Raw genomic sequence first — 18,162 nt, forward strand, 5'->3', positions numbered from 1 at the left:
GGGCCGCGCGTCATCCGGCGCGCGGCAGTGGTTTGGCGACGACCCGCACCAGGACGGTGCGGGTCGTCGCGTTGCCGCAGGCGTCGGTGATGGTCGCGGTGAACGCGTCGGTGCCGGAGAAGTTCTCGCGCGGGGTGTAGGAGAAGAGGCCGTTGGCCTGCTGGACGAGGACGCCCCGCTCGGGTTCGCTGTGGGCGGTGACGGTCGTCCCGCTGCCCCTGACGCCCTTGAGGACGTCGCCGGTGGCGTGGCCGTGCGGGCCCGAGGTGACGCGCAGCCGGCCCGGTACGAGGACGGGCCGGGCGACGACGTAGACGCGGTGGGCGGCGTGGTCGGAGACGTAGAGCCGCCCGACCGGCGCCAGGGCGGTGCCCCAGGGGCGCTTCAGGGGGCCCGTCCCCGGGGTGCGGGCGAGCGGGGAGGGGTAGAAGAGGGAGCCGTCCTCGGTGACCGCCAGTCCGCGGACGTCGCCCGTGGCGACCCGGGCGGCGCCCGGTACGGGGGTGACCCGGCCGTCGTCGTCGATGCGCCGGACGCGGCCGTCCACGACGGCGTAGACGTTGCCTGCCCGGTCGGTGGCGAGGGCGCCGACGGTGGCGCCGGGGAAGAAGCGGACCGGGGCCTTGCCGCCGGGTGGGATCCGCCGCAGTCCGCCGGCCGTGCCGCCCGAGACGTACACGGAGCGGTCGCCGCCCACGGCGACGGCGTCGTGCCGGCCGGCCTCGGCGAGCAGGGTGGTCGTGCCGCGGCCGTCGGCGCCCACGGAGACGACCTTGCCCTCGCCGGAGACGTAGACCGTGCCGTCCGGGCCGACGGCCAGGCCGTACGGTGCGAAGTCGGTGGTCGCGAAGGTCGTGATGACGGGCGCGGCGCCCTCCGCGCCCGCGGTGACGCGGCGGACGGCGTGGTTGGCGGAGTCGGCGATGTAGAGGCGGCCCGCGGTGTCGGTGGCGAGTCCGGCCGGGCCGTGCAGGCCGGCCGCGACGGCGGCGGCGCCGTCCCCGCCCCGGCCGGCCGCGCCGGTGCCGGCGTAGGCGACCGGGGCGCAGCCGGCGGCGGGGACCGGGGCGGCCGCGCCCGGGGCCGGGGTGAGCAGGACGGTGGCGGCCGCCAGCAGGGCGGGGGCGAGGGCGAGGCGGCGGCGGCCGGGCCGTCCGGGGGATGGGCGCACGTCGGGCTCCGCGAGGGTGAGATGGTCGACCGGTACTGACGGGACGTCACCAATGTGGCAATCTCCGCCGGTCCCGGCGCGCCGGGTGACCCATCGGGGGGTCGCCCGATCGGTGACGCGTCCGATCCGGGGGCGTCCGGCGGCGGGTCCGGTGTCGCGGTTGCGCCACGGCGAACTCGCAGAATTAACCTCATCGCCCTTGTCATGTCAGTTTCTACGCGCGTAACTTGAGCCGGTCCGCCGTGCGCCGCCCGTGTTTGACGGGCTGTTGGACCCCGATTGGAGAAACCCTCGTGCCGATCGCCAGACCGAGCCGACACCGCAGCCGCGTCGCGGCGCTCGCGCTCATATCGACCGGAATCGCCGCGTCCGTCGTACTGACCGGGCTGCCCGCGGCCCATGCGACCCCCTCCGGCGAGGCGGTCGTCGCTGAGGTCTACGGCGGTGGTGGCAACTCCGGCGCGACGCTGACCAACGACTTCGTGGAGCTGGCGAACGCCGGCTCGGCCGCGTACGACCTGTCCGGCTACAGCGTGCAGTACCTGCCCGGTACGCCGTCCGCCTCCTCCAAGTGGCAGGCGACCGCGCTGACCGGGTCGATCGCCCCCGGCGGCCGCTACCTGGTGTCGGAGTCCGCCGGCACCGGCGGCACGACGCCCCTGCCGACCGCCGACGCCGGCGGCTCGATCGCGATGAGCGGCACCAGCGGCACCATCGCCCTGGTCAACGGCACCACCCCGCTGACCTGCATCACCGCCGCCGACTGCACCGCCGACCCGCGCGTGGTCGACCTCGTCGGCTTCGGCACCGCGGTCGTGCGCGAGGGCAGCGGCCCCGCGAGCGGGGCGAGCAACACCGCCTCCGTCGCCCGCGGCGCGTCCCTGGCCGACACCGACGACAACGCCGCCGACCTCACCGCCGGCGCGCCGACCCCGGTCAACGCCGCCGGGCAGACCCCGGGCGGCGGCACCCCGGACCCGACGCCCACCCCCGAGCCGAGCGAGCCCGGCACCACCCGGATCCACGACATCCAGGGCACCACCCGGGTCTCCCCGCTCAAGGGCCAGACCGTCACCCGGGTCCCCGGCATCGTCACCGGCGTCCGCACCGCCGGCTCCAAGGGCTACTGGATCCAGGATCCGGAGGCCGACGCCGACGCCCGCACCAGCGAGGCCGTGTTCGTCTACACCGGCTCCGTCACGCCCACCGTCGCCGTGGGCGACAAGGTTCTGGTGACCGGCAAGGTCTCCGAGTACTACCCGAGCACCGGCAGCCAGTCCGTCACCGAGGTCACCGGCCCGGCCACCACCGTCCTGTCGGCCGGCAACGCCCTGCCCGCGCCCGTCACGCTGGACGCGTCCACCGTCCCGGCGGCGTACGCGCCCGACGCCGGCGGCGGCAGCATCGAGGGCCTGCCGCTCGACCCGGCCCGGTACGCGCTGGACTTCTACGAGGCCCACGAGGGCGAGCTGGCCCGGTTCTCCGACGCCCGCGTCGTCGGCGGCACCACCCGGTACCACGAGGTCTGGGTGACGGTGAAGCCGGAGGAGAACCGCACCCGCCGCGGTGGCACGGTGTACGGCTCGTACGACCGGCCCAACACCGGGCGCATCAAGGTCATGTCGATCGGCGCGGGCGCCGACGTCCCGACCGCCGACGTCGGTGACGAGCTGGCCGGCACCACCACCGGCCCGATCGACTACGACGGTTTCGGCGGCTACAGCCTCCAGGCCACGCAGCTCGGCACCCTGGTCGACAACGGCCTGGGGCGCGAGGTGACCCGCAAGCAGAAGGGCGGCGAGCTCGCGGTCGCCACGTACAACGTGGAGAACCTCGACCCGGCCGACCCCGCGGACAAGTTCGCGCGGCTCGCCGACGGCGTCGTCACCAACCTCTCCTCACCCGACATCGTGGCGCTGGAGGAGATCCAGGACGACAACGGCGCCACCGACGACGGCACCGTCACCGCCGACCAGACCGTGCGGAAGTTCACCGACGCGATCGTCGCCGCCGGCGGCCCCCGCTACAGCTGGCGGTCGGTCGACCCCGCGAACGACACCGACGGCGGTGAGCCCGGCGGCAACATCCGCCAGGTGTTCCTCTTCAACCCGCACCGCGTGCAGTTCACCGACCGCGCCGGCGGCGACGCCACCACCGCGGTCGAGGCGGTCAAGACCCGCAAGGGCGCGGAGCTGTCGGTCTCGCCCGGCCGGATCAACCCCGGCAGCGAGGCATGGAAGGCCAGCCGCAAGCCGCTGGTCGGCGAGTTCCGCTTCCACGGGAAGCCGGTCTTCGTCATCGCCAACCACTTCAACTCCAAGGGCGGCGACCAGCCCCTGCACAGTGTCAACCAGCAGCCGGTGCGCGGCTCCGAGACCCAGCGGAAGCTGCAGGCCACCGAGGTCAACACCTTCGTGAAGTCGCTGCTCGCGGCCGACCGGCAGGCCAACGTCGTGGTCCTCGGCGACCTCAACGACTACGAGTTCTCCGACACGGTGTCCACCCTCACCTCGGGCGGCGTGCTGAAGGACCTGCTGACCACGCTGCCGAAGTTCGAGCGCTACACCTACGTCTACGAGGGCAACTCGCAGTCGCTGGACCACATCCTGCTCAGTCCGGCGCTGCGCGACTTCGACTACGACGTGGTGCACATCAACGCGGAGTTCGCCGACCAGGCGAGCGACCACGACCCGCAGATCGTCCGCGTCAAGCCGGACGGCTGCTGACGCGTCCGTGGTGAGGGCGGCACCGGCGTGACGCCGGTGCCGCCCTCACGGCGTCACCGGGGGTCGGGCTCCGGGTCGGGGAAGCTGCCGGTCGACGTGTCGGAGCCGGTCCACGCGGCCAGCAGCTGCAGGGCCGCCTCGGAGGTCGAGCCGGGCTCGGCCGTGTGGATGCACACGAGCTGGTCGCTGTCGCCGGGGAAGAGCGCGTGCTCGTACGACAGGGTGAGGTCACCGACGACGGGATGGTGGTAGAGCTTCACCCCGTGCGACTTCTGCCGCACGTTGTGGTCGGCCCACCAGGCGCGGAACTCGGCGCTCTTGATGGTCAGTTCGCCGACCAGCTCGGTCAGCCCCGGGTCGTCCGGGTGGCGCGCCGCGTCCAGCCGCAGGGCGGCGACCGTCTCGGCGGCATGCTTGTCCCACTCCCGGTACAGGTCGCGCGCCGCGTCGTCGAGGAACATGAAGCGGGCGAGGTTGCGGTCGCGGTGCGGCAGCGCCTCGAAGTCGGTGATCAGTGTGCGGGCCAGCCGGTTCGCGGCCAGCACGTCCGTGCGGCGGCCGATGACGAACACGGGGGTGCGGTCGCCCAGCAGGTCCAGTACGCGGTGCACCTCGGGGCGCACCCGTTGCGGCCGCTGCGGCCTGCGGCGGGGCGGGGTGCGCTGCCGCGCCAGCTCGAAGAGGAACGCGCGTTCGGCCGCGTCCAGCCGCAGGGCGCGGGCGACGGCGTCCAGCACCGCCTCCGAGACATTCTGGTGCCTGCCCTGCTCCAAACGGGTGTAGTAATCGGTGCTCACCCCGGCCAGCCGCGCCAGTTCCTCCCGCCGCAACCCCGGCACACGGCGCGGCGCACCGCTGACGGTGATGCCGGCGTCCTGCGGTCTCAGCCGGTTCCTGCGGGCCCGCAGGAAGTCCCTGAGCTCGGCGTTGTGCTCCATGTGTTCCAGTATGGGCGGCCGATCATGAGGCGGCCCGGCACGGCCGGACCCGCCGGCGGCCACCCGGGCGGAGGGCTCTCCTCCAGGCGGTCCAGCCGTTCCAGCCGCTCCTGGAAGCGGTCCGGCATCTCCCTGAGCCGTTCCGCCTCCGCCGGCAGTCGCTCATGGTGCGGCTCCTCGGCGGTGCCGGGTCCCGGAGGCTCCCCGGTCATGTTCACCCAGGGCCCGGCCGGCCGCGCGAACTCCGCCGGCCGCGGCACGCACAGTCCCGCCGCGCAGCGGCGGCAGGACGCCGTCGAGGCGCGCCGGCCCGGCAGTCCGGTGCCGTCGCGCACGAAAGACCCGGGCGGCCCGCCCGCAGCGGCAGGCGCCCCATGCGCACGGTGCGCACCCGCTGCCGGGCGTAGCGCGTCCCGCGCTCGTAGCGGGTGTACGCGCCCAGCACGCTCACCTGGAGCACCAGCGCGTCGCGGCGGTCCGTCGCGCAGGTCAGGGCCTGTGCCTCGGCAGCCGTGTGCAGGCAGTGGAAGCCGCAGTCGCAGCCCGGCGCCGGGCTGCGGTGCCGCTGGCGGTGGCCGCAGACGGCGTCGAGGGCGCCGTACACGATCCGCCCGCCCCGGCAGACGCCCCGGAGGCCCACGCGGGCGCCGTCGTACGCCGGCATCGGGAAGGCCGGCTTGTACCCCGTGGGGGGGGCACCGCCGGCCGTTCCTCGGGCAACCGGCGGCCGAACCTCACCGTGCCGCGGCCTCGGCGGGCTCCGCCGCGGGGGCCGGCACGGTGCCCGGGGTCCGGCCGGTGAGGGCCTTCTCCTCGTCCACGAGCGGCTCCCGGCCTGTGAGCTCCTCGTCCGTCTCCTGTGCGCAGCCGTTCGCCAGTGCCCTGCCCAGCTTCATCGCGGCCTCCGGGGTCGGGCGAATCCCTCGTTCCGGGGTACTCGGGCATCCTGCCGCACAGGGTCGCCGGCGGGGTGGGGCGCCTCGCTCCGGGCCGCCGCGATTTCCTGCTCGGTACACACAACTCTCCGCACAGGGCCTGTGAATGACGACACGTCAGCGTAGGCTGGGAACGAGGGGAGGCGTCATGGAAACGTACGTGACCATCGAGCTGGAAGGCGGCACGGACGCGGCGGAGGACCTGCGCAGACTGGAGGTCTGGCTACGGGCCGACGAGGAGCTGGCGCCGCTGGTCGTCCGCCGGGAGCGGCCCGCCGACGAGAGCATGGGCGTCGCCTACGACCTGCTCCTCATGATCCTTCAGGAGACCCTGCAGGCCACCGCGCTCACGCTGCTCCGCGCCCTGCGCAACCACCTGCGCAACCAGCCCGGCGACTCGCTCAGCGTCACCGTCCGCGCCGGGGACGTGGAGTGCGTCCTCACCGGCCGGGACGCCCTGACCCGCGGCGAGCTGGAGGCGATGGCGGCCCGCATCCGCCAGACGCTGGAGAACTAGATCCGGAGGAAGACGGCCCTGGGGAGGTCCGGCGGGCATGCCGTACGAACCGTTCGCGTCCCGGTCGCGGGCGGTCCTGATCGGGGTGTCCCAGTACGAGCACTCCCGTGACTTCTCCAACATCCCCTCGGCCAGGGCCAATGTCGCGCGGTTGCGCGCCGTGCTCGTCTCCGGCGGACTCGGCCGGTTCATCCCGCGCACCGTGGAGACCCTCGCCGAGGCGCGCACCCGCGACCGCGCGCTGCGGCTGATCGGCACCGCCGCCGCCCAGGCCCAGGACCTGCTGCTGGTCCACTTCACCGGGCACGGCTACGTCGACCTGGCCACTGGGGAGCCCGAGCTGTACCTGATGACCCGGGAGTCCACCAAGGACGGCGCCCGCCTCGACGGCATCCCGTACCGGGACCTGCTGAGGCTGCTCGCCTCCTCGCGCGCCGAGCGCGTCGTCCTCGTCCTGGACTGCTGCTACTCCGGCAACGCCGGCCTGGTGCCGCTGCCCGAGCGGCCGTTCTCCCTGATCACCTCCTCGGCCGTCGGCTCGCGCATCCACAAGGGCGACGGCATCGACCCGACGCCCTTCACCGGCGCCCTGGTCCGGGTGCTGGCCGAGGGCACCGACCCGTACGAGCCGGTCACCGTGCAGCGCCTCGGGGTCCGGCTGCACGAACTGGCCGGCGAGTACGCCGCCACGCTCGACGAGCGCGCGGACTACGACCCCTGGTTCCCGACCGAACGCTCCAGCAACAGCGCCGGCGACACCGTCCTGTCCCAGGCCCGGCTCACCCCGCGCCCCGCCCGCGGGACCCGCTGGCTGGCACCGCTGCGCCGGCTCGCCCAGTACGCCGGCTTCGCCTGGACGTGGACGGCGGGCCCCCACCAGCCGCTCTGGCACCGCGTGGTCGGCGCCGGCACCGCCCTGGCCCTGGTCGCGGGCGGCGTCACCGGCTGGACATGGGCGCACCGCCCGGCACCGCTGTGCCCCGCCCCGCTCGAACTGCGGGTGCTCACCTCACCGGAGACGCGCGCCGCGCTCACCTCCGTGCTCGACACCTTCCAGGACAGCGAAGCCGCCGCCACCAGCGCCTCCCTCGGCGGCCGGCCCGAGGGCTGCGGCCAGATCAACACCACCGTCTACGCGGCCCCCACCGACCGCACCATCGCCGCCTTCCGCGCCTCCGCCGCCTGGGCCGAACCGGAACGCGCCTGCCAGGACGGCGGGGACTGCGCGATGCCACTGCGGGACGTCGGGCCGCACCCGGACGTGTGGATACCGGCGGCCGGCACCGCCCGCACCCAGGTCCTGGCCGAGACCCGGCGGCCGGAGAGCGTCGTCGTCCTCGGCCGGCCGGTCACCCTCGCGCACTCGCCCGCGGTCCTCGCCACCACGACCTCGCTGGACGGCGTGGCACGCACCGGCAGCACCGCGCAGCAACTGGTCGACGCCGCCCGCGCCCAGGGCGTGGTCGTCCGCAGCGCCGAACCGCACTCCTCGGACGCCGCCCTGGACCAGCTGCTGCACCTGGCGCCGGGCACCCGGGTCACCACCGACGCCGTGCCCCCACCGGACGACCGGGCCCTGGCCTGTTCCGCCCGGACCTGGCTGGTCGAACGACGCGGCACCCAACAGGCCCTGCTCACCACCGAGTCCACTCTCGCCGGCCTCGTCACCCCGGCCCTGGAGTCCCGTCCCCCCTGCCTGGGCAACCAGTCCGACCCCTACACCGCCTACTACCCCGCCGACGTGCCGCCCCTCGACCTCACCCTCGTACCGGTGACCTGGGAGACCGGCCGGGCCGACCGCGTCGAACGCGCCGAGGCTGTGCACCGCCTCGGGGAATGGCTCCGCTCCCGCCCGGGGCAGTGGGCGCTGGCCGCGCAGGGTTTCCGTACGGACGTCAGCGGGACGACCGCGGCCGGGGACACCCCGCTGGACAGCGCCGTCTTCGTCGCCGACCCCCCGGCTGGCGGCGAACCGCCCACCCGGCAGGACATCGAGGCCGCGCTGCGGGACCACGGTGAGGCCGCCGGCACCCGGCGCGACGTCCTGTTCGCCGTCGACGTCTCCAGCTCCTCCTACTCCGGGGCCAACGTCCCCGTCGTGCGTTCCGTGCTGGCCCGAGCCTCCGGCTACCGGTACGGCATCGCCGCCGTGCCCGGCCGCACCCTCCTGCGTCCCGGGCCGAACGACGCGGCCGCGCGGGACGCCGCGATCCGCGCGCTGGCACCGGTCGAGCGGGACGCCCCCGTGGCCGCCGCCCTGCGGCAGTGGTCCCGGGCCCTCGCCGATTCCCCCGGCGCCCTGATCGTCCTCATCACCGACGACGAGGACAGCGCCCGCGTCGACCCGCCGGACGTGGACGTCCCCGTGCTGGTGGTGTCCCTGGAGGGCTACGGCTGCTCGCTGCGCTTCAACAAGGCCGTGACGGAGGGCGGCGGCGCCTGCCTCACGGCCACGCAGGACCTGCCCAACCGGGTCGCGGAGACCATCACCCGCCTCACCTCGGGAGGGTCATGACAGCCACCGGGCCCCGAGGCGTGGACGGCACCCTCCGCCCTCCGCGCCCCGTCCGCCGCCGGCGCGCGCGCCGCGCGCTGGGCGCCCTGCTCCTGCTGGCCGGGGCGGCCTGCAGCGGCCCCGCCGCCGCCCCGGCGCCGGAGCCCGACCGCTCCCGGCCGCTGATCGTCGCCAGCGACGCCGACCTCACCGCCGGCGGCCGACCCGGCGTCCGCCGCGCCCTGATCGAGGAGTGGAACCGGCGCAACCCGTCCCGGCCCGCCCGGCTCGTCGAGCTCCCCTCCGCCTCCGACGAGCAGCGCAGCGAGCTGATCGGCGCCTTCCAGTCGGGCACCGCCGCGTACGACGTGGTCAACCTCGACATCAGCTGGATCCCCGAGTTCGCCGACAGCGGGCTGCTGCGCCCGCTCGCCCCCGCCCTCGTCGACGGGGACTTCCTGCGCCAGGCCGCGGACGCCGGGCGCTGGAAGGGCCGCACGTACGCGGTGCCCTTCAACACCGACGTCGGCCTGCTCTACTACCGCACCGACGACCTCGCCAAGGCCGGGCGCCGCCCCGCCGACCTGCGCGGATACGCCAAGATCGGCGACCTGCTCGCCGACGTCCGCCCGCTCGGCCACGCCGCCTACACCACCCAGCTGCGCGCGTACGAGGGCCTGACCGTCAACACCCTGGAGACCTTCTGGACCGCGGGCGTCGAACTCGTCGACGGCGACGGCCGCTACATCGGCACCGAGGACGGGCTGCGCGAGGGCCTGGACGAGCTCGGCCGGCTGGGCGCCGCCAACAACCTCAACCCGGTGTCCCTGGAGGCCGACGAGTCGGTCACCCTCGCCCAGTTCACCGAGGGGCAGAGCGTGCTGATGCGCAACTGGCCTTACGCCTACAACCGGCTGGACGCCGCCCTCGCCCCAGGCGTCCGCTTCGGCGTGGCCCGGCTCCCCGGCATCGCGGCGCTCGGCGGTCAGAGCCTCGGCGTGGCGGCGAACAGCGACCGCCCGGACGACGCCGCGGACCTGATCCGCTTCCTGACCGGACGCGACGCCCAACATGCCCTGCTCCGGGCCGGCTTCGCCCCGGCACGGCGGTCGGCATACGGAGCCGGGAATGTCAACTGTGACGATCCTCACGACCCCCGCGCCTGGTTCTACGACCGCCCCACGGGACGCGGCTCGGAGCCCCCGCCCTCGCCGTCCGCCGCGACCCCCGCTTACACGACCCTGCTGTGGTGCGCGCTGCAGGCCGCCAGGGCCCGTCCGGCGACCGCGCATTACGTCACCTTCACCCGGGTCCTGCAGCGTGAAGTGCACGGAATGCTCGCGGCGCACCGCGGCGCCGACGCCTCGGCGGAGCGCCTGGACGGCCGTCTGGGGCGCGCGCTCGGCGGCCGGGGTCCGGGGTGACCATCACTCCTCGTGAGCGCGACACTCCCTTCCGCATAACGACTGATGCACACTCACATTTCCCATAGGTCACGGCAGTCACGACCCAATGTCCGCTTCTGTCCCGTCCATCCCCATAGATTCCCGTCATGAACTCGCTTGAGTGGCTTGGAATTGGCGGGCGCCTCTATTAACGTTCGATAACGCAGCGCGGTCGTCCCACCGCCGACAGGGCGGCGCCGTGCGCTTGCCGAATCCCGTCCGCGGGAACCGGGGAACCACTTCCTGGGGTGAATCGGGGGCCCTCCGCGGTCCTCGTAGGAGACCTTCCTGCTCCGAACCCGTCAGCTAACCCGGTAGGCGAGAAGGAAGGAAAGGAGTGCGCCCGCGTGGCGTCGAACGAGCCTGCCCTGATACCCGGACAGCAACAGGGGTCCGTCAGCGCATACCCCGAGTGGGACACCGCCGAGTGGAACATCGCCGCCGGCTGGAACCCCCCGGCAGCCGAGCAGGCACCGCCGACGAAGAACGCGATCGACGGCTGGGACACCGGCCAGTGGAACATGGCCGCCGGCTGGCTCGACGCGGCCGCCGCCGCGGAGACGACCTCCCAGGACGCCACCGTCGCGGAGCACGAGGCCGCCGGGCACGAGGCGTACGAGGCCGCCGCCACCACCGCCACCGTCGCCACCCACCCGCTCCCCGAGGACATCGAGGCCTTCGCGGACGCCCGGCACAGCGAGGACGCCGAGGACATCGAGGCCTTCGAGGCCTTCGAGGGCGCGCCCCACGAGGGCCCGCCGGCCGAGCCGTGGAACCCCACCGAGGAGTCCGCCGGGCCCGTGCGCGGCCGGCACCGCGTCGCCAAGCAGCGCTCCCTGGGCCGCGGTTCGGCGGTCTTCGGAGTCGCGGCCGTGGCCGTGCTGGGTGTCGGAGGGGTCGCCGCCGCCGAGGGCAAGAACCCCCTCCCCGTCTCCCTTCCCCATCTGCCCGAGGCGTCCGAACTGCCCGGCATCGGCGCGCTCGTCGACGACGACAGCGCCCCCGAGGCCAAGCCCGTCGCCGAGGCCCTGAGCCCCGACGCGGGTGAGGCGCTGCGCAACCGCATCCTCGACCAGGCCCAGCAGCAGCGGAACGCCGCCGACCGGGCCGCCAGGACCGCCGCGCAGCAGGAGGCCTCGGCCAAGGCAGCCAAGTCCGCGGCGGCGGAGCGGGTCCGCGCTGAGGCCGCCGCCAAGAAGAAGGCCGCGGAGGAGGCCGCGAAGAAGCTCGAGGCCGCCCGCCTGGCCGAGCTCGCCAAGAGCTTCGTCAAGCCGGTCACCTCGTACACCCTGACCGCGGGCTTCGGCGAGTCCAGCTCGCTGTGGGCCAACACCCACACCGGCCAGGACTTCGCCGCCCCGACCGGCACCCCGGTCAAGGCCATCCACAGCGGCACCATCACCGAGGCGGGCTGGGCCGGTTCGTACGGCTACCGCATCATCCTGACCCTCGACGACGGCACCGAGCTCTGGTACTGCCACCTCTCCTCGATGATCGTCACCTCCGGCAAGGTCACCACCGGTGACACCATCGGCCGCGTCGGCGCCACGGGCAACGTCACCGGCCCGCACCTGCACCTCGAGGTGCGCCCCGGCGGCGGCGACCCGATCGGCCCGATGGGCTGGCTGCGCAGCAAGGGCCTGTCCGTCTGAGACGAGCGACCGGCCACGCACGACCACACGGACTCCGGCGGCCTTGGCGACACCCCCCGTCACCCAGGGCCGCCGGTCCGTGTCTACGGGACGACGAAGTTGTAGAGCTCCGAGATCCTCGGCGGCCCGCTCGGCTCCGGGAAGCCGGACTCCTTGGCGGCGGGCATCATGATCTCCATGAAGGCCTCGAGCGCCTGCGCGGACTGCCAGACGTTCACCAGCCGCAGGCCCTCGTTGGTGATCACGGCGGCGTGCGAGAGCAGCCCCGCGGGAGGGTGTTCGGGCCCGAAGCCCGCGCGGTGGTTCGCCTCCTCGTACTGCAGGGCCGTCACACCGGGGAACTCGACCTCCGTCAGGACCGGCATGGGAACCTCCCGCCTCCCACCGACACGCCTACGCCCCAATTTCCTCCGGCCGCACCCCGGCCGCAATCCGGAACGCGGCTAGAGAGCCTCCAGCCGTACGTCCGCGGAGTCGCAGGCCGCCGTCTCGTCGGCGTACACCTCGCAGACCGGCCGCCCGTCGGGGGTCATCGTGTGCTCGACCTCCCAGAGGCTGATCTCCTCGCCGGTCGCCAGCAGGAAGGCATGCTCGTACAGCGTCCAGCCGGCGACCCGGCCGGTGCCGATCCGGGTGTGCCGCCCGGTGACGTACGCGATGTCGTGGCCCACCGCCGCGCCCAGCCGGCTGCGCAGCTCCTCGCCCGGTACGTCCGTGTTCTCGGCACGCCGCAGCACCCGCCACGCGTGCTCCGCGGAGTGCTCCTCCGTGTACTGCCGAGGTCCGGGCGTCAGGTCCATCGCCAGCTGCGGCAACCGTGCCAGCCAGTCCGCCGCCTCCGCCTCCAGCTCCTCCGGCGAGGGCTCCCCGAAGCGCGCGTCGATCGCGTGCTGGGCGACGGCCAGCGCGTCCGGGTCGGAGTACACCTCGTACAGCGGTTCGTCGGCGCCGGGGCCGGTGTTGTGCTCGATCTCCCACAGCAGCTGTGTGCTGCCGTCGGCCAGCAGGAACGTGTGCCGCAACGTTCTGCGGCTCAGCCTGCGCGGCGGACCCTTGCGCTGGCGGAAGGACGCAAGCTCCGTGCAGCCCATCAGCGCGGTCGACAGCCGCCCCAGCACGCGGTCGTCGACGTCGAAGGCGTTCTGTGCCCTGGCCAGCACCACCTCGACGTCCGCCGGACCCGCCCCACCTGGTCGCGCGTTCCCCATGCGGCCCTCCTGCTCACGGCATTCCCCGCGCACCATTGCGAGCACTCAGCGTAGTGGCACCGACGCGCTGCGCGTCAGGACTCCCGGAAAAATGGTGCACCCCCACCCGTAGGAGGCGCGTAAGACGGGAAACGCACGCCCCCTGCTGCCACTATGCGCCCATGCGCGCACTCTTCGTAGGCCTCTGCACTCTCGATGTCATCACGCTCGTCGACCACGTCCCGGCCCCGAACGAGAAACTCACCGCCCGCGCCCAGACCATCGCCGCCGGCGGCCCCGCCACGGGCGCCGCCGCCACCTTCGCCCACCTCGGCGGCGAGGCCGTGCTGCTCACCGCCTTCGGCGGCCACGTCCTCGCCGGCGCGATCGACGCCGACCTCGCGGCCCTCGGCGTCGACGTCATCAACCTCACCGCGGACTCCCCCGAACCGCCCGCGGTCTCCACCATCCTGGTCACCGCCGCCACCGGCGACCGCGCCGTCGCCTCGACCAACGCGGCCTCAGGGACCTCCGTGTCCCCGCCCGGAGACCTCTCGGTCCTCGTCGGCGACGCCGACATCGTCCTCGTCGACGCCCACCACCCCGCCCTCGCCGTCCCCGCCGTCCGCCTCGCCCGCGCCGCCGGGGTCCCCACCCTCCTGGACGCGGGCAGCTGGCGTCCCGCCACGCCCACCCTGCTCCCCTACGTCGACGTCGCCGTCTGCTCCGCCGACTTCCACCCCCCGGGCACCTCCACCCCGGCCGACGTCCTCGCCTTCCTCCACGACGCCGGCGTCCGCTGGACCGCGGTCACCCAGGGCCCGTCCCCCATCCTGCGGCCCGGCGGGCAGATCCCCGTCCCGGCCGTGACCCCCGTCGTCGACACCCTCGGCGCCGGCGACGTCCTCCACGGCGCCCTCGCCCACCACCTCGCCGCCCACCTCACGACCCGCCTCACCCCAGCCGTCTTCGACGCCGCCCTCGCCTTCGCCGCGGACATAGCCTCCCGCGCCTGCGGTTCATTCGGCACGCGCACGTGGATGCGGGCGTGACGGGCGGGGCGGGTGGCTCACGACCGCCCGCGGCTCCGCCCGGCGAACAGCGTGAACAGCACGATGCTCACCCCGAGCACGGCCCACCCCACGGCGGTCTCCGACAAGGACGTCTGCGTCCGCTTCGGCAGCAGCGAGAGGCATCCGAGCACGACGAACATCGCCCCCAGGTAACTGAGCCCCGCCGTCAGCACCCACCGCATCAACCGGCCCGACCGCACGTTCGGCGACTTGTTGACCATGGGGATCCCGCCCTGTTCCTCGACGATGTCGCGACACCTGGGGGGCCGGTCACGCCCGCCCCCTCCGCAGTGCTTCAACGCTCGCCCACGGTCCCCGACACGGGTGTACGCAGTCACGAATTCACGGGTGTTGTGCACGGGGCTGGTGTGAATGGGCTACCGACAGCCGGCGTGGTGCCGTGGCCTCACCGCTCGCGCCGACTCCGAAGGGCGAGGGCCCCCGCCACGAAGATGACGACAGTGGTGGCCAGCACTGTCCAGAAGAATCCCGATTCTTGGAGAGAACGCAGGGCGTCCTGGGGAAGCAAGGCGAAGACGAGCAGGACCAGCCCGGTCGCGAGTGCATAGCTCACTCCCGCGCCCAGGAGTACGCGCAGCGCGCGGGAAGCCAGCGAGGGGTGCATACGTGAGGGCATGGTCGCTCCGGCTGTCACTCGGTGATGAAGTGGCATTGCGATGCGCGCCTGGTGCCAGCGACGAAGAAGTCCGCGCACGCCTTGCCGTAGTGCTTCAACGTGTGGTGCGTCGTGTCGACACGGCCGATTGAGCTGTGCAGCGTGCACTTGCGGTGCGTTTCGCCCCGGCTGATGAGGTAAGTACGGCCATTCGTGTCCGAGTAGCGCCAGTCGATACGCCAGTTGCACCAGTTCCCGCCGGCGCTGTCCATCCCGAAGCTGTCCTGCACGGACGCCTCCTGGCGGTTCACATTCCTGCCCGATCCGCGCACGAAGTGGCCAAGCGTGGTGGTGGGGAGGCAAACCGCCTGGCCCTTCGCGTCCAGGCAGAAGCCGACCACTTTCGCAAATCCCACCGCACTTGCCGATGAGGGAGTCGAGAAGCTGATCACCGTTGCGACTGCCGTGGACGTGGCCAGGGCGACCTGCGACACGTAGCGCGTCACCGCGTTGACTCGACCCATTGGGAACCCTCCGATGCTCGTGATGTCGTGACGCACCAGGAACGGCGGATCGGGTTCGGGTGATACGTGGTGTTGCATGCCGGTGACAGAAGGTCGCTCGGGGGGGTGGCGCAGGAACCTTAAAGCATCAGTTCAGTAACAGGAGTTGGGGCGTCAGCCTGCGGCGATGGCCGAGTAGGTCCAGACATCCGCCGGGAGTTCTTGGCGGAGGCGCCAGACGGCGCCCATCGGTTTGCTGCCCTTGTGTTCGACGTATTCGGCCGGGCCGAGGAGCTTCGTTGACGGCGCTCCAACCCTCGGCTTTGAGCGCCTTGATGCGTTCTTCGAGGCTGCCGGTGATGAGCCTTTCGTACAGCCCGGAGACGGGATCGAGGTCGTGGTTCGGATTCGTCACATAGGCCCCCCTGAGGCGAATCGGCGCGGTCCAGTTTTAACAGGAGCCACTGACACGTATGGCGTGCAGTGCGCGACGGGTGCGGCCTGCGGGCGGAGCATGGGGCCATGAGGCAGAGCGAGACGCCGGTCACGGATGGGTTCGAGCAGGCGATGGAGGCGTTGCGGAGGGCGCCGTACGGGGCGGTGGACGAGGCGTTGTGGGAGGTGGAGGGGAGCGTGTTGCGGGAGGTGCGGGGGCATTTGGAGGCGTGGGAGCGGGTGGTGCGGGGGCTGGAGGCGGGGCGGGAGACGGCGCGGGGGGAACTGGTGTGCCGGGACGGGGTGGCCTCGCTGGTGCGGAGGTTGCCGGGGCCGGTGGCGGAGCTGTTCGGGGAGTCGCTGGGGGAGGTGGACGGCCGGTACATCGAGCTGACCGTGGAGGACGAGGCCGCGCCCGGTGGTGAGAGCGGCTGGTGGTGGGGACGGCGGCCGCGCGCCGGGTGGGCGTGACAGTGGGTGCGGGCACACTGGAGCCATGTGCCGAAGCATCAAGACCCTGCGCCCGCCGATGACGCCTGAGGTCGGCGAAGAGGACATCCGGGCCGCGGCCCTGCAGTACGTGCGGAAGATCTCCGGGTTCCGGGCGCCGGCGGCGCACAACCGGGAGGCGTTCGAGGAGGCTGTGGATGCGGTGGCGGCGGCCACGCGGGAGCTGCTGGACGGGATCCAGGTGCGGGGCCAGAAGGCCTCGTAGTCCCTGCGGGTGGTTCCTCGTAACGGCATGACACTGAGTGGTTGATCGGTGACGGTAGGTTGTGGGCTGCTCGAACCGGTCCGTCGCTGCACTGAGGTGTGCCATGTCCGTTGTCCGTAGGGCCCTCGTCGTCACCGCTCTGACCGCCGTGCTGCTGGCCGGCGCCGTCGTGTGCCAGTCAGCCGAGTGACGTCTGCTGGTGCAGGCCGGGGATCGTGAGCCGCTGCGCGGTAAGCAGCTGGTTGTACGTCACGACCTGCGTGAAGAAGAGCGGGATGGGGATCGTCAGCCCGGGCGGCAGCGGGGGCGGCATGTCCGGGGTGAAGGTGACCGGGAGCAGGCCGAGGAGGTTGCCGCTGAGGGCGCGGGTGAGCAGGACGACCGGGCGTCCGGTGGCGGTCGTGGTGCTCAAGGGCCGGGCGTCCGATTCGAGCTCGCCCTGGCAGGGGGCCCACGGCGGCGGCTCGGGGGAGACGTGGCCGATACCGGGCAGCCCGATGTCCAGCAGCGGCAGGCCGAGCCCGGGCAGGCCGTGGAAGGGCGGGGTCCAGTCGCGGGCGTGGCGGCGGGCGCAGGCGGGGGAGAGCAGGCCCGCGGTCTGGCGGAGGCTCGCGATGTCGGCCCGCCAGACGGTGAAGACCAGGACGCGTTCGGCGCCGGCGTGCGTGGGGACGGCGGCGATGCCGTGGTACGTCAGCCCGGTCAGGATCAGCAGCGGGGTGAGCACCCGAAACGGCTGCTCGGCGGCGAGCAGGCGGTCGCGGTAGCGGGCCGCGCCGATGGACAGTTCCAGGGAGACCTTCGGCAGGCACCAGGGGGAGTCGGGGGTGCCCAGGCGGATGCGGGCGGGGAGCAGGGAGAGCGGTTCGTCCATGCCGCCGTCGGAGGGGCGGCGGGGGAGGACCAGGTCGAGCAGCGAGTCGGGGCTGATCTTGTTGCCGGACAGGATGCCGGTGGGGGGTGCGCCGGCAGACGGCGCGGGGACCTTGGGCGGCGTACGGCGGGCGGACCCGCCCGCGCGTGGGGCCGGCGGCGCGTACGGGGTGGCGCCCGGCCGTCGCGGTGCCGGTGCCTGGGACGACGGCTGCTTGCCCCGCAGGCCCAGCAGGTCGCCCACCGCGCCGAGCAAACCGCCCGACGACTGCTGCGGGGCCGCGCGCTGGGACGGTACGGGGCTCGGGCCGGCGCCCTTCCGGGCGCCGCCCGGCGAGACGTCGAGCGAGCCGCGGACGGGGAGCGGGGCCTCCGCATCGACCCTGGCGTGGAACCCGTCCGGGGCGCGGTTCCTGGCCTTGCCGGTGCCGGTGCCGGTGCCGGTGCCGGTGCCGGTGCCCGTGACGGTGCCGGTGCCGTGCACGGTGGGGTTGCGGGCGTGGTACAGGCCGTCCAGCACGTCGCACACGGCTTCGCCCGCGCTGCGGTATCCCTCGGTGGACTTCGCGGTGCCGTCGCCCTTGGCGGCGCCGGCGTCGTGGGCCATGGCCATCGGTGCCGTCGACTGCAGCCCGCCGGCGAGCAGTGCCCCGCCGACGGGGAGGGCGCCGATGGCCCTCAGCCGTACGGCCCGGTTGCGTACGGCCCGTTCGCGCACGGCCTGGCCGCGGACGGCTGGGTGGGCCCCCGTCGTGGAGGCGGTATCGCCGCTCGGGCCCGAGGCCGTGGGCGGTGCCGGTTCCGTACCGCCCGCGGGGGCGGCCGGCGGGGCCGCCGGGGGCGGGGTGCCGTCCGGGGTGCCGCCCTGCGGTGCGCCGGACG

Annotated in this window: 18 protein-coding genes and 1 riboswitch; of the genes, 8 read left to right on the forward strand and 10 right to left on the reverse strand. The window is 73.6% G+C overall.

Annotated features, from left to right (window positions below; translation table 11 throughout):
- Nucleotides 1–10 precede the first annotated feature (10 nt).
- On the reverse strand, nt 11–1,171 hold the full coding sequence (locus AC3EUJ_RS02605; RefSeq protein ID WP_431959198.1) for an Ig-like domain-containing protein: 1,161 nt from the start codon (nt 1,169–1,171) through the stop codon (nt 11–13).
- A gap of 347 nt (nt 1,172–1,518) precedes the next feature.
- Here AC3EUJ_RS02605 and AC3EUJ_RS02610 point away from each other — a divergent pair, with 347 nt between their 5' ends.
- Nucleotides 1,519–3,897 (forward strand): endonuclease/exonuclease/phosphatase family protein, encoded by a 2,379-nt coding sequence (locus tag AC3EUJ_RS02610; RefSeq protein ID WP_431959232.1) that lies wholly within the window; start codon nt 1,519–1,521, stop codon nt 3,895–3,897.
- Nucleotides 3,898–3,950: 53 nt separating this feature from the next.
- Here the strand turns inward: AC3EUJ_RS02610 and AC3EUJ_RS02615 are convergent, their stop codons facing one another.
- The 3 genes from AC3EUJ_RS02615 to AC3EUJ_RS02625 all read right to left on the reverse strand — a co-directional run bounded on the left by AC3EUJ_RS02615 (nt 3,951) and on the right by AC3EUJ_RS02625 (nt 5,731).
- The gene (locus AC3EUJ_RS02615; RefSeq protein WP_431959199.1) at nt 3,951–4,835 is read right to left on the reverse strand and encodes a helix-turn-helix transcriptional regulator; all 885 of its coding nucleotides are present in this window, start codon (nt 4,833–4,835) and stop codon (nt 3,951–3,953) included.
- A gap of 214 nt (nt 4,836–5,049) precedes the next feature.
- The gene (locus tag AC3EUJ_RS02620; protein WP_431959200.1) at nt 5,050–5,499 is read right to left on the reverse strand and encodes a hypothetical protein; all 450 of its coding nucleotides are present in this window, start codon (nt 5,497–5,499) and stop codon (nt 5,050–5,052) included.
- Between the two features lie 70 nt (nt 5,500–5,569).
- Nucleotides 5,570–5,731 (reverse strand): hypothetical protein, encoded by a 162-nt coding sequence (locus AC3EUJ_RS02625; protein WP_431959201.1) that lies wholly within the window; start codon nt 5,729–5,731, stop codon nt 5,570–5,572.
- A 187-nt stretch (nt 5,732–5,918) separates the two neighbouring features.
- On the opposite strand from AC3EUJ_RS02625, the gene AC3EUJ_RS02630 reads away from it, so the two are divergent.
- From AC3EUJ_RS02630 to AC3EUJ_RS02645, 4 genes are all read left to right on the forward strand, one after another.
- Nucleotides 5,919–6,287: an effector-associated constant component EACC1 gene (locus AC3EUJ_RS02630; protein WP_431959202.1), complete on the forward strand. Its 369-nt coding sequence runs from the start codon at nt 5,919–5,921 to the stop codon at nt 6,285–6,287.
- 37 nt (nt 6,288–6,324) lie between these two features.
- The gene (locus AC3EUJ_RS02635) at nt 6,325–8,802 is read left to right on the forward strand and encodes a caspase, EACC1-associated type (RefSeq protein WP_431959203.1); all 2,478 of its coding nucleotides are present in this window, start codon (nt 6,325–6,327) and stop codon (nt 8,800–8,802) included.
- Complete coding sequence (locus AC3EUJ_RS02640; protein WP_431959204.1) at nt 8,799–10,205, forward strand: extracellular solute-binding protein; 1,407 nt, start codon at nt 8,799–8,801, stop codon at nt 10,203–10,205. Before AC3EUJ_RS02635 ends, AC3EUJ_RS02640 begins: the two co-directional genes overlap by 4 nt.
- Before the next feature lie 217 nt (nt 10,206–10,422).
- Nucleotides 10,423–10,562, forward strand: a riboswitch (cyclic di-AMP (ydaO/yuaA leader).
- A 185-nt stretch (nt 10,563–10,747) separates the two neighbouring features.
- Nucleotides 10,748–11,878 carry a M23 family metallopeptidase gene (locus AC3EUJ_RS02645; protein WP_431959233.1) on the forward strand — a complete coding sequence of 377 codons (1,131 nt, stop codon included), beginning with the start codon at nt 10,748–10,750 and terminating at the stop codon, nt 11,876–11,878.
- 83 nt (nt 11,879–11,961) lie between these two features.
- Here AC3EUJ_RS02645 and AC3EUJ_RS02650 read toward each other — a convergent pair whose 3' ends face one another.
- Together AC3EUJ_RS02650 and AC3EUJ_RS02655 are read right to left on the reverse strand one after the other, a co-directional pair.
- Nucleotides 11,962–12,243, reverse strand: a complete 282-nt coding sequence (locus tag AC3EUJ_RS02650) for a hypothetical protein (RefSeq protein WP_431959205.1) — start codon at nt 12,241–12,243, stop codon at nt 11,962–11,964.
- Nucleotides 12,244–12,321: 78 nt separating this feature from the next.
- The gene (locus AC3EUJ_RS02655) at nt 12,322–13,086 is read right to left on the reverse strand and encodes a DUF6227 family protein (protein ID WP_431959206.1); all 765 of its coding nucleotides are present in this window, start codon (nt 13,084–13,086) and stop codon (nt 12,322–12,324) included.
- A 161-nt stretch (nt 13,087–13,247) separates the two neighbouring features.
- On the opposite strand from AC3EUJ_RS02655, the gene AC3EUJ_RS02660 reads away from it, so the two are divergent.
- Nucleotides 13,248–14,117 carry a PfkB family carbohydrate kinase gene (locus AC3EUJ_RS02660; protein WP_431959207.1) on the forward strand — a complete coding sequence of 290 codons (870 nt, stop codon included), beginning with the start codon at nt 13,248–13,250 and terminating at the stop codon, nt 14,115–14,117.
- Between the two features lie 17 nt (nt 14,118–14,134).
- Here the strand turns inward: AC3EUJ_RS02660 and AC3EUJ_RS02665 are convergent, their stop codons facing one another.
- The 3 genes from AC3EUJ_RS02665 to AC3EUJ_RS02675 all read right to left on the reverse strand — a co-directional run bounded on the left by AC3EUJ_RS02665 (nt 14,135) and on the right by AC3EUJ_RS02675 (nt 15,260).
- On the reverse strand, nt 14,135–14,359 hold the full coding sequence (locus tag AC3EUJ_RS02665) for a hypothetical protein (protein WP_431959208.1): 225 nt from the start codon (nt 14,357–14,359) through the stop codon (nt 14,135–14,137).
- A gap of 185 nt (nt 14,360–14,544) precedes the next feature.
- Nucleotides 14,545–14,775, reverse strand: coding sequence for a hypothetical protein (locus tag AC3EUJ_RS02670; RefSeq protein WP_431959209.1), 231 nt, complete (start codon nt 14,773–14,775; stop codon nt 14,545–14,547).
- 14 nt (nt 14,776–14,789) lie between these two features.
- Nucleotides 14,790–15,260 carry a hypothetical protein gene (locus tag AC3EUJ_RS02675; protein WP_431959210.1) on the reverse strand — a complete coding sequence of 157 codons (471 nt, stop codon included), beginning with the start codon at nt 15,258–15,260 and terminating at the stop codon, nt 14,790–14,792.
- Between the two features lie 519 nt (nt 15,261–15,779).
- Here AC3EUJ_RS02675 and AC3EUJ_RS02680 point away from each other — a divergent pair.
- Both AC3EUJ_RS02680 and AC3EUJ_RS02685 read left to right on the forward strand, forming a co-directional pair.
- The gene (locus AC3EUJ_RS02680; RefSeq protein ID WP_431959212.1) at nt 15,780–16,163 is read left to right on the forward strand and encodes a hypothetical protein; all 384 of its coding nucleotides are present in this window, start codon (nt 15,780–15,782) and stop codon (nt 16,161–16,163) included.
- A gap of 25 nt (nt 16,164–16,188) precedes the next feature.
- Nucleotides 16,189–16,407, forward strand: coding sequence for a DUF2277 domain-containing protein (locus tag AC3EUJ_RS02685; protein ID WP_431959213.1), 219 nt, complete (start codon nt 16,189–16,191; stop codon nt 16,405–16,407).
- A 178-nt stretch (nt 16,408–16,585) separates the two neighbouring features.
- On the opposite strand, the gene AC3EUJ_RS02690 is transcribed toward AC3EUJ_RS02685, so the two are convergent.
- Nucleotides 16,586–18,162, reverse strand: a 1,577-nt coding sequence (locus AC3EUJ_RS02690) for a DNA polymerase III subunit gamma/tau domain-containing protein (protein WP_488180936.1), incomplete at its 5' end; no start/stop codon positions are given.

The organism is Actinacidiphila sp. bgisy160 (assembly GCF_057707815.1).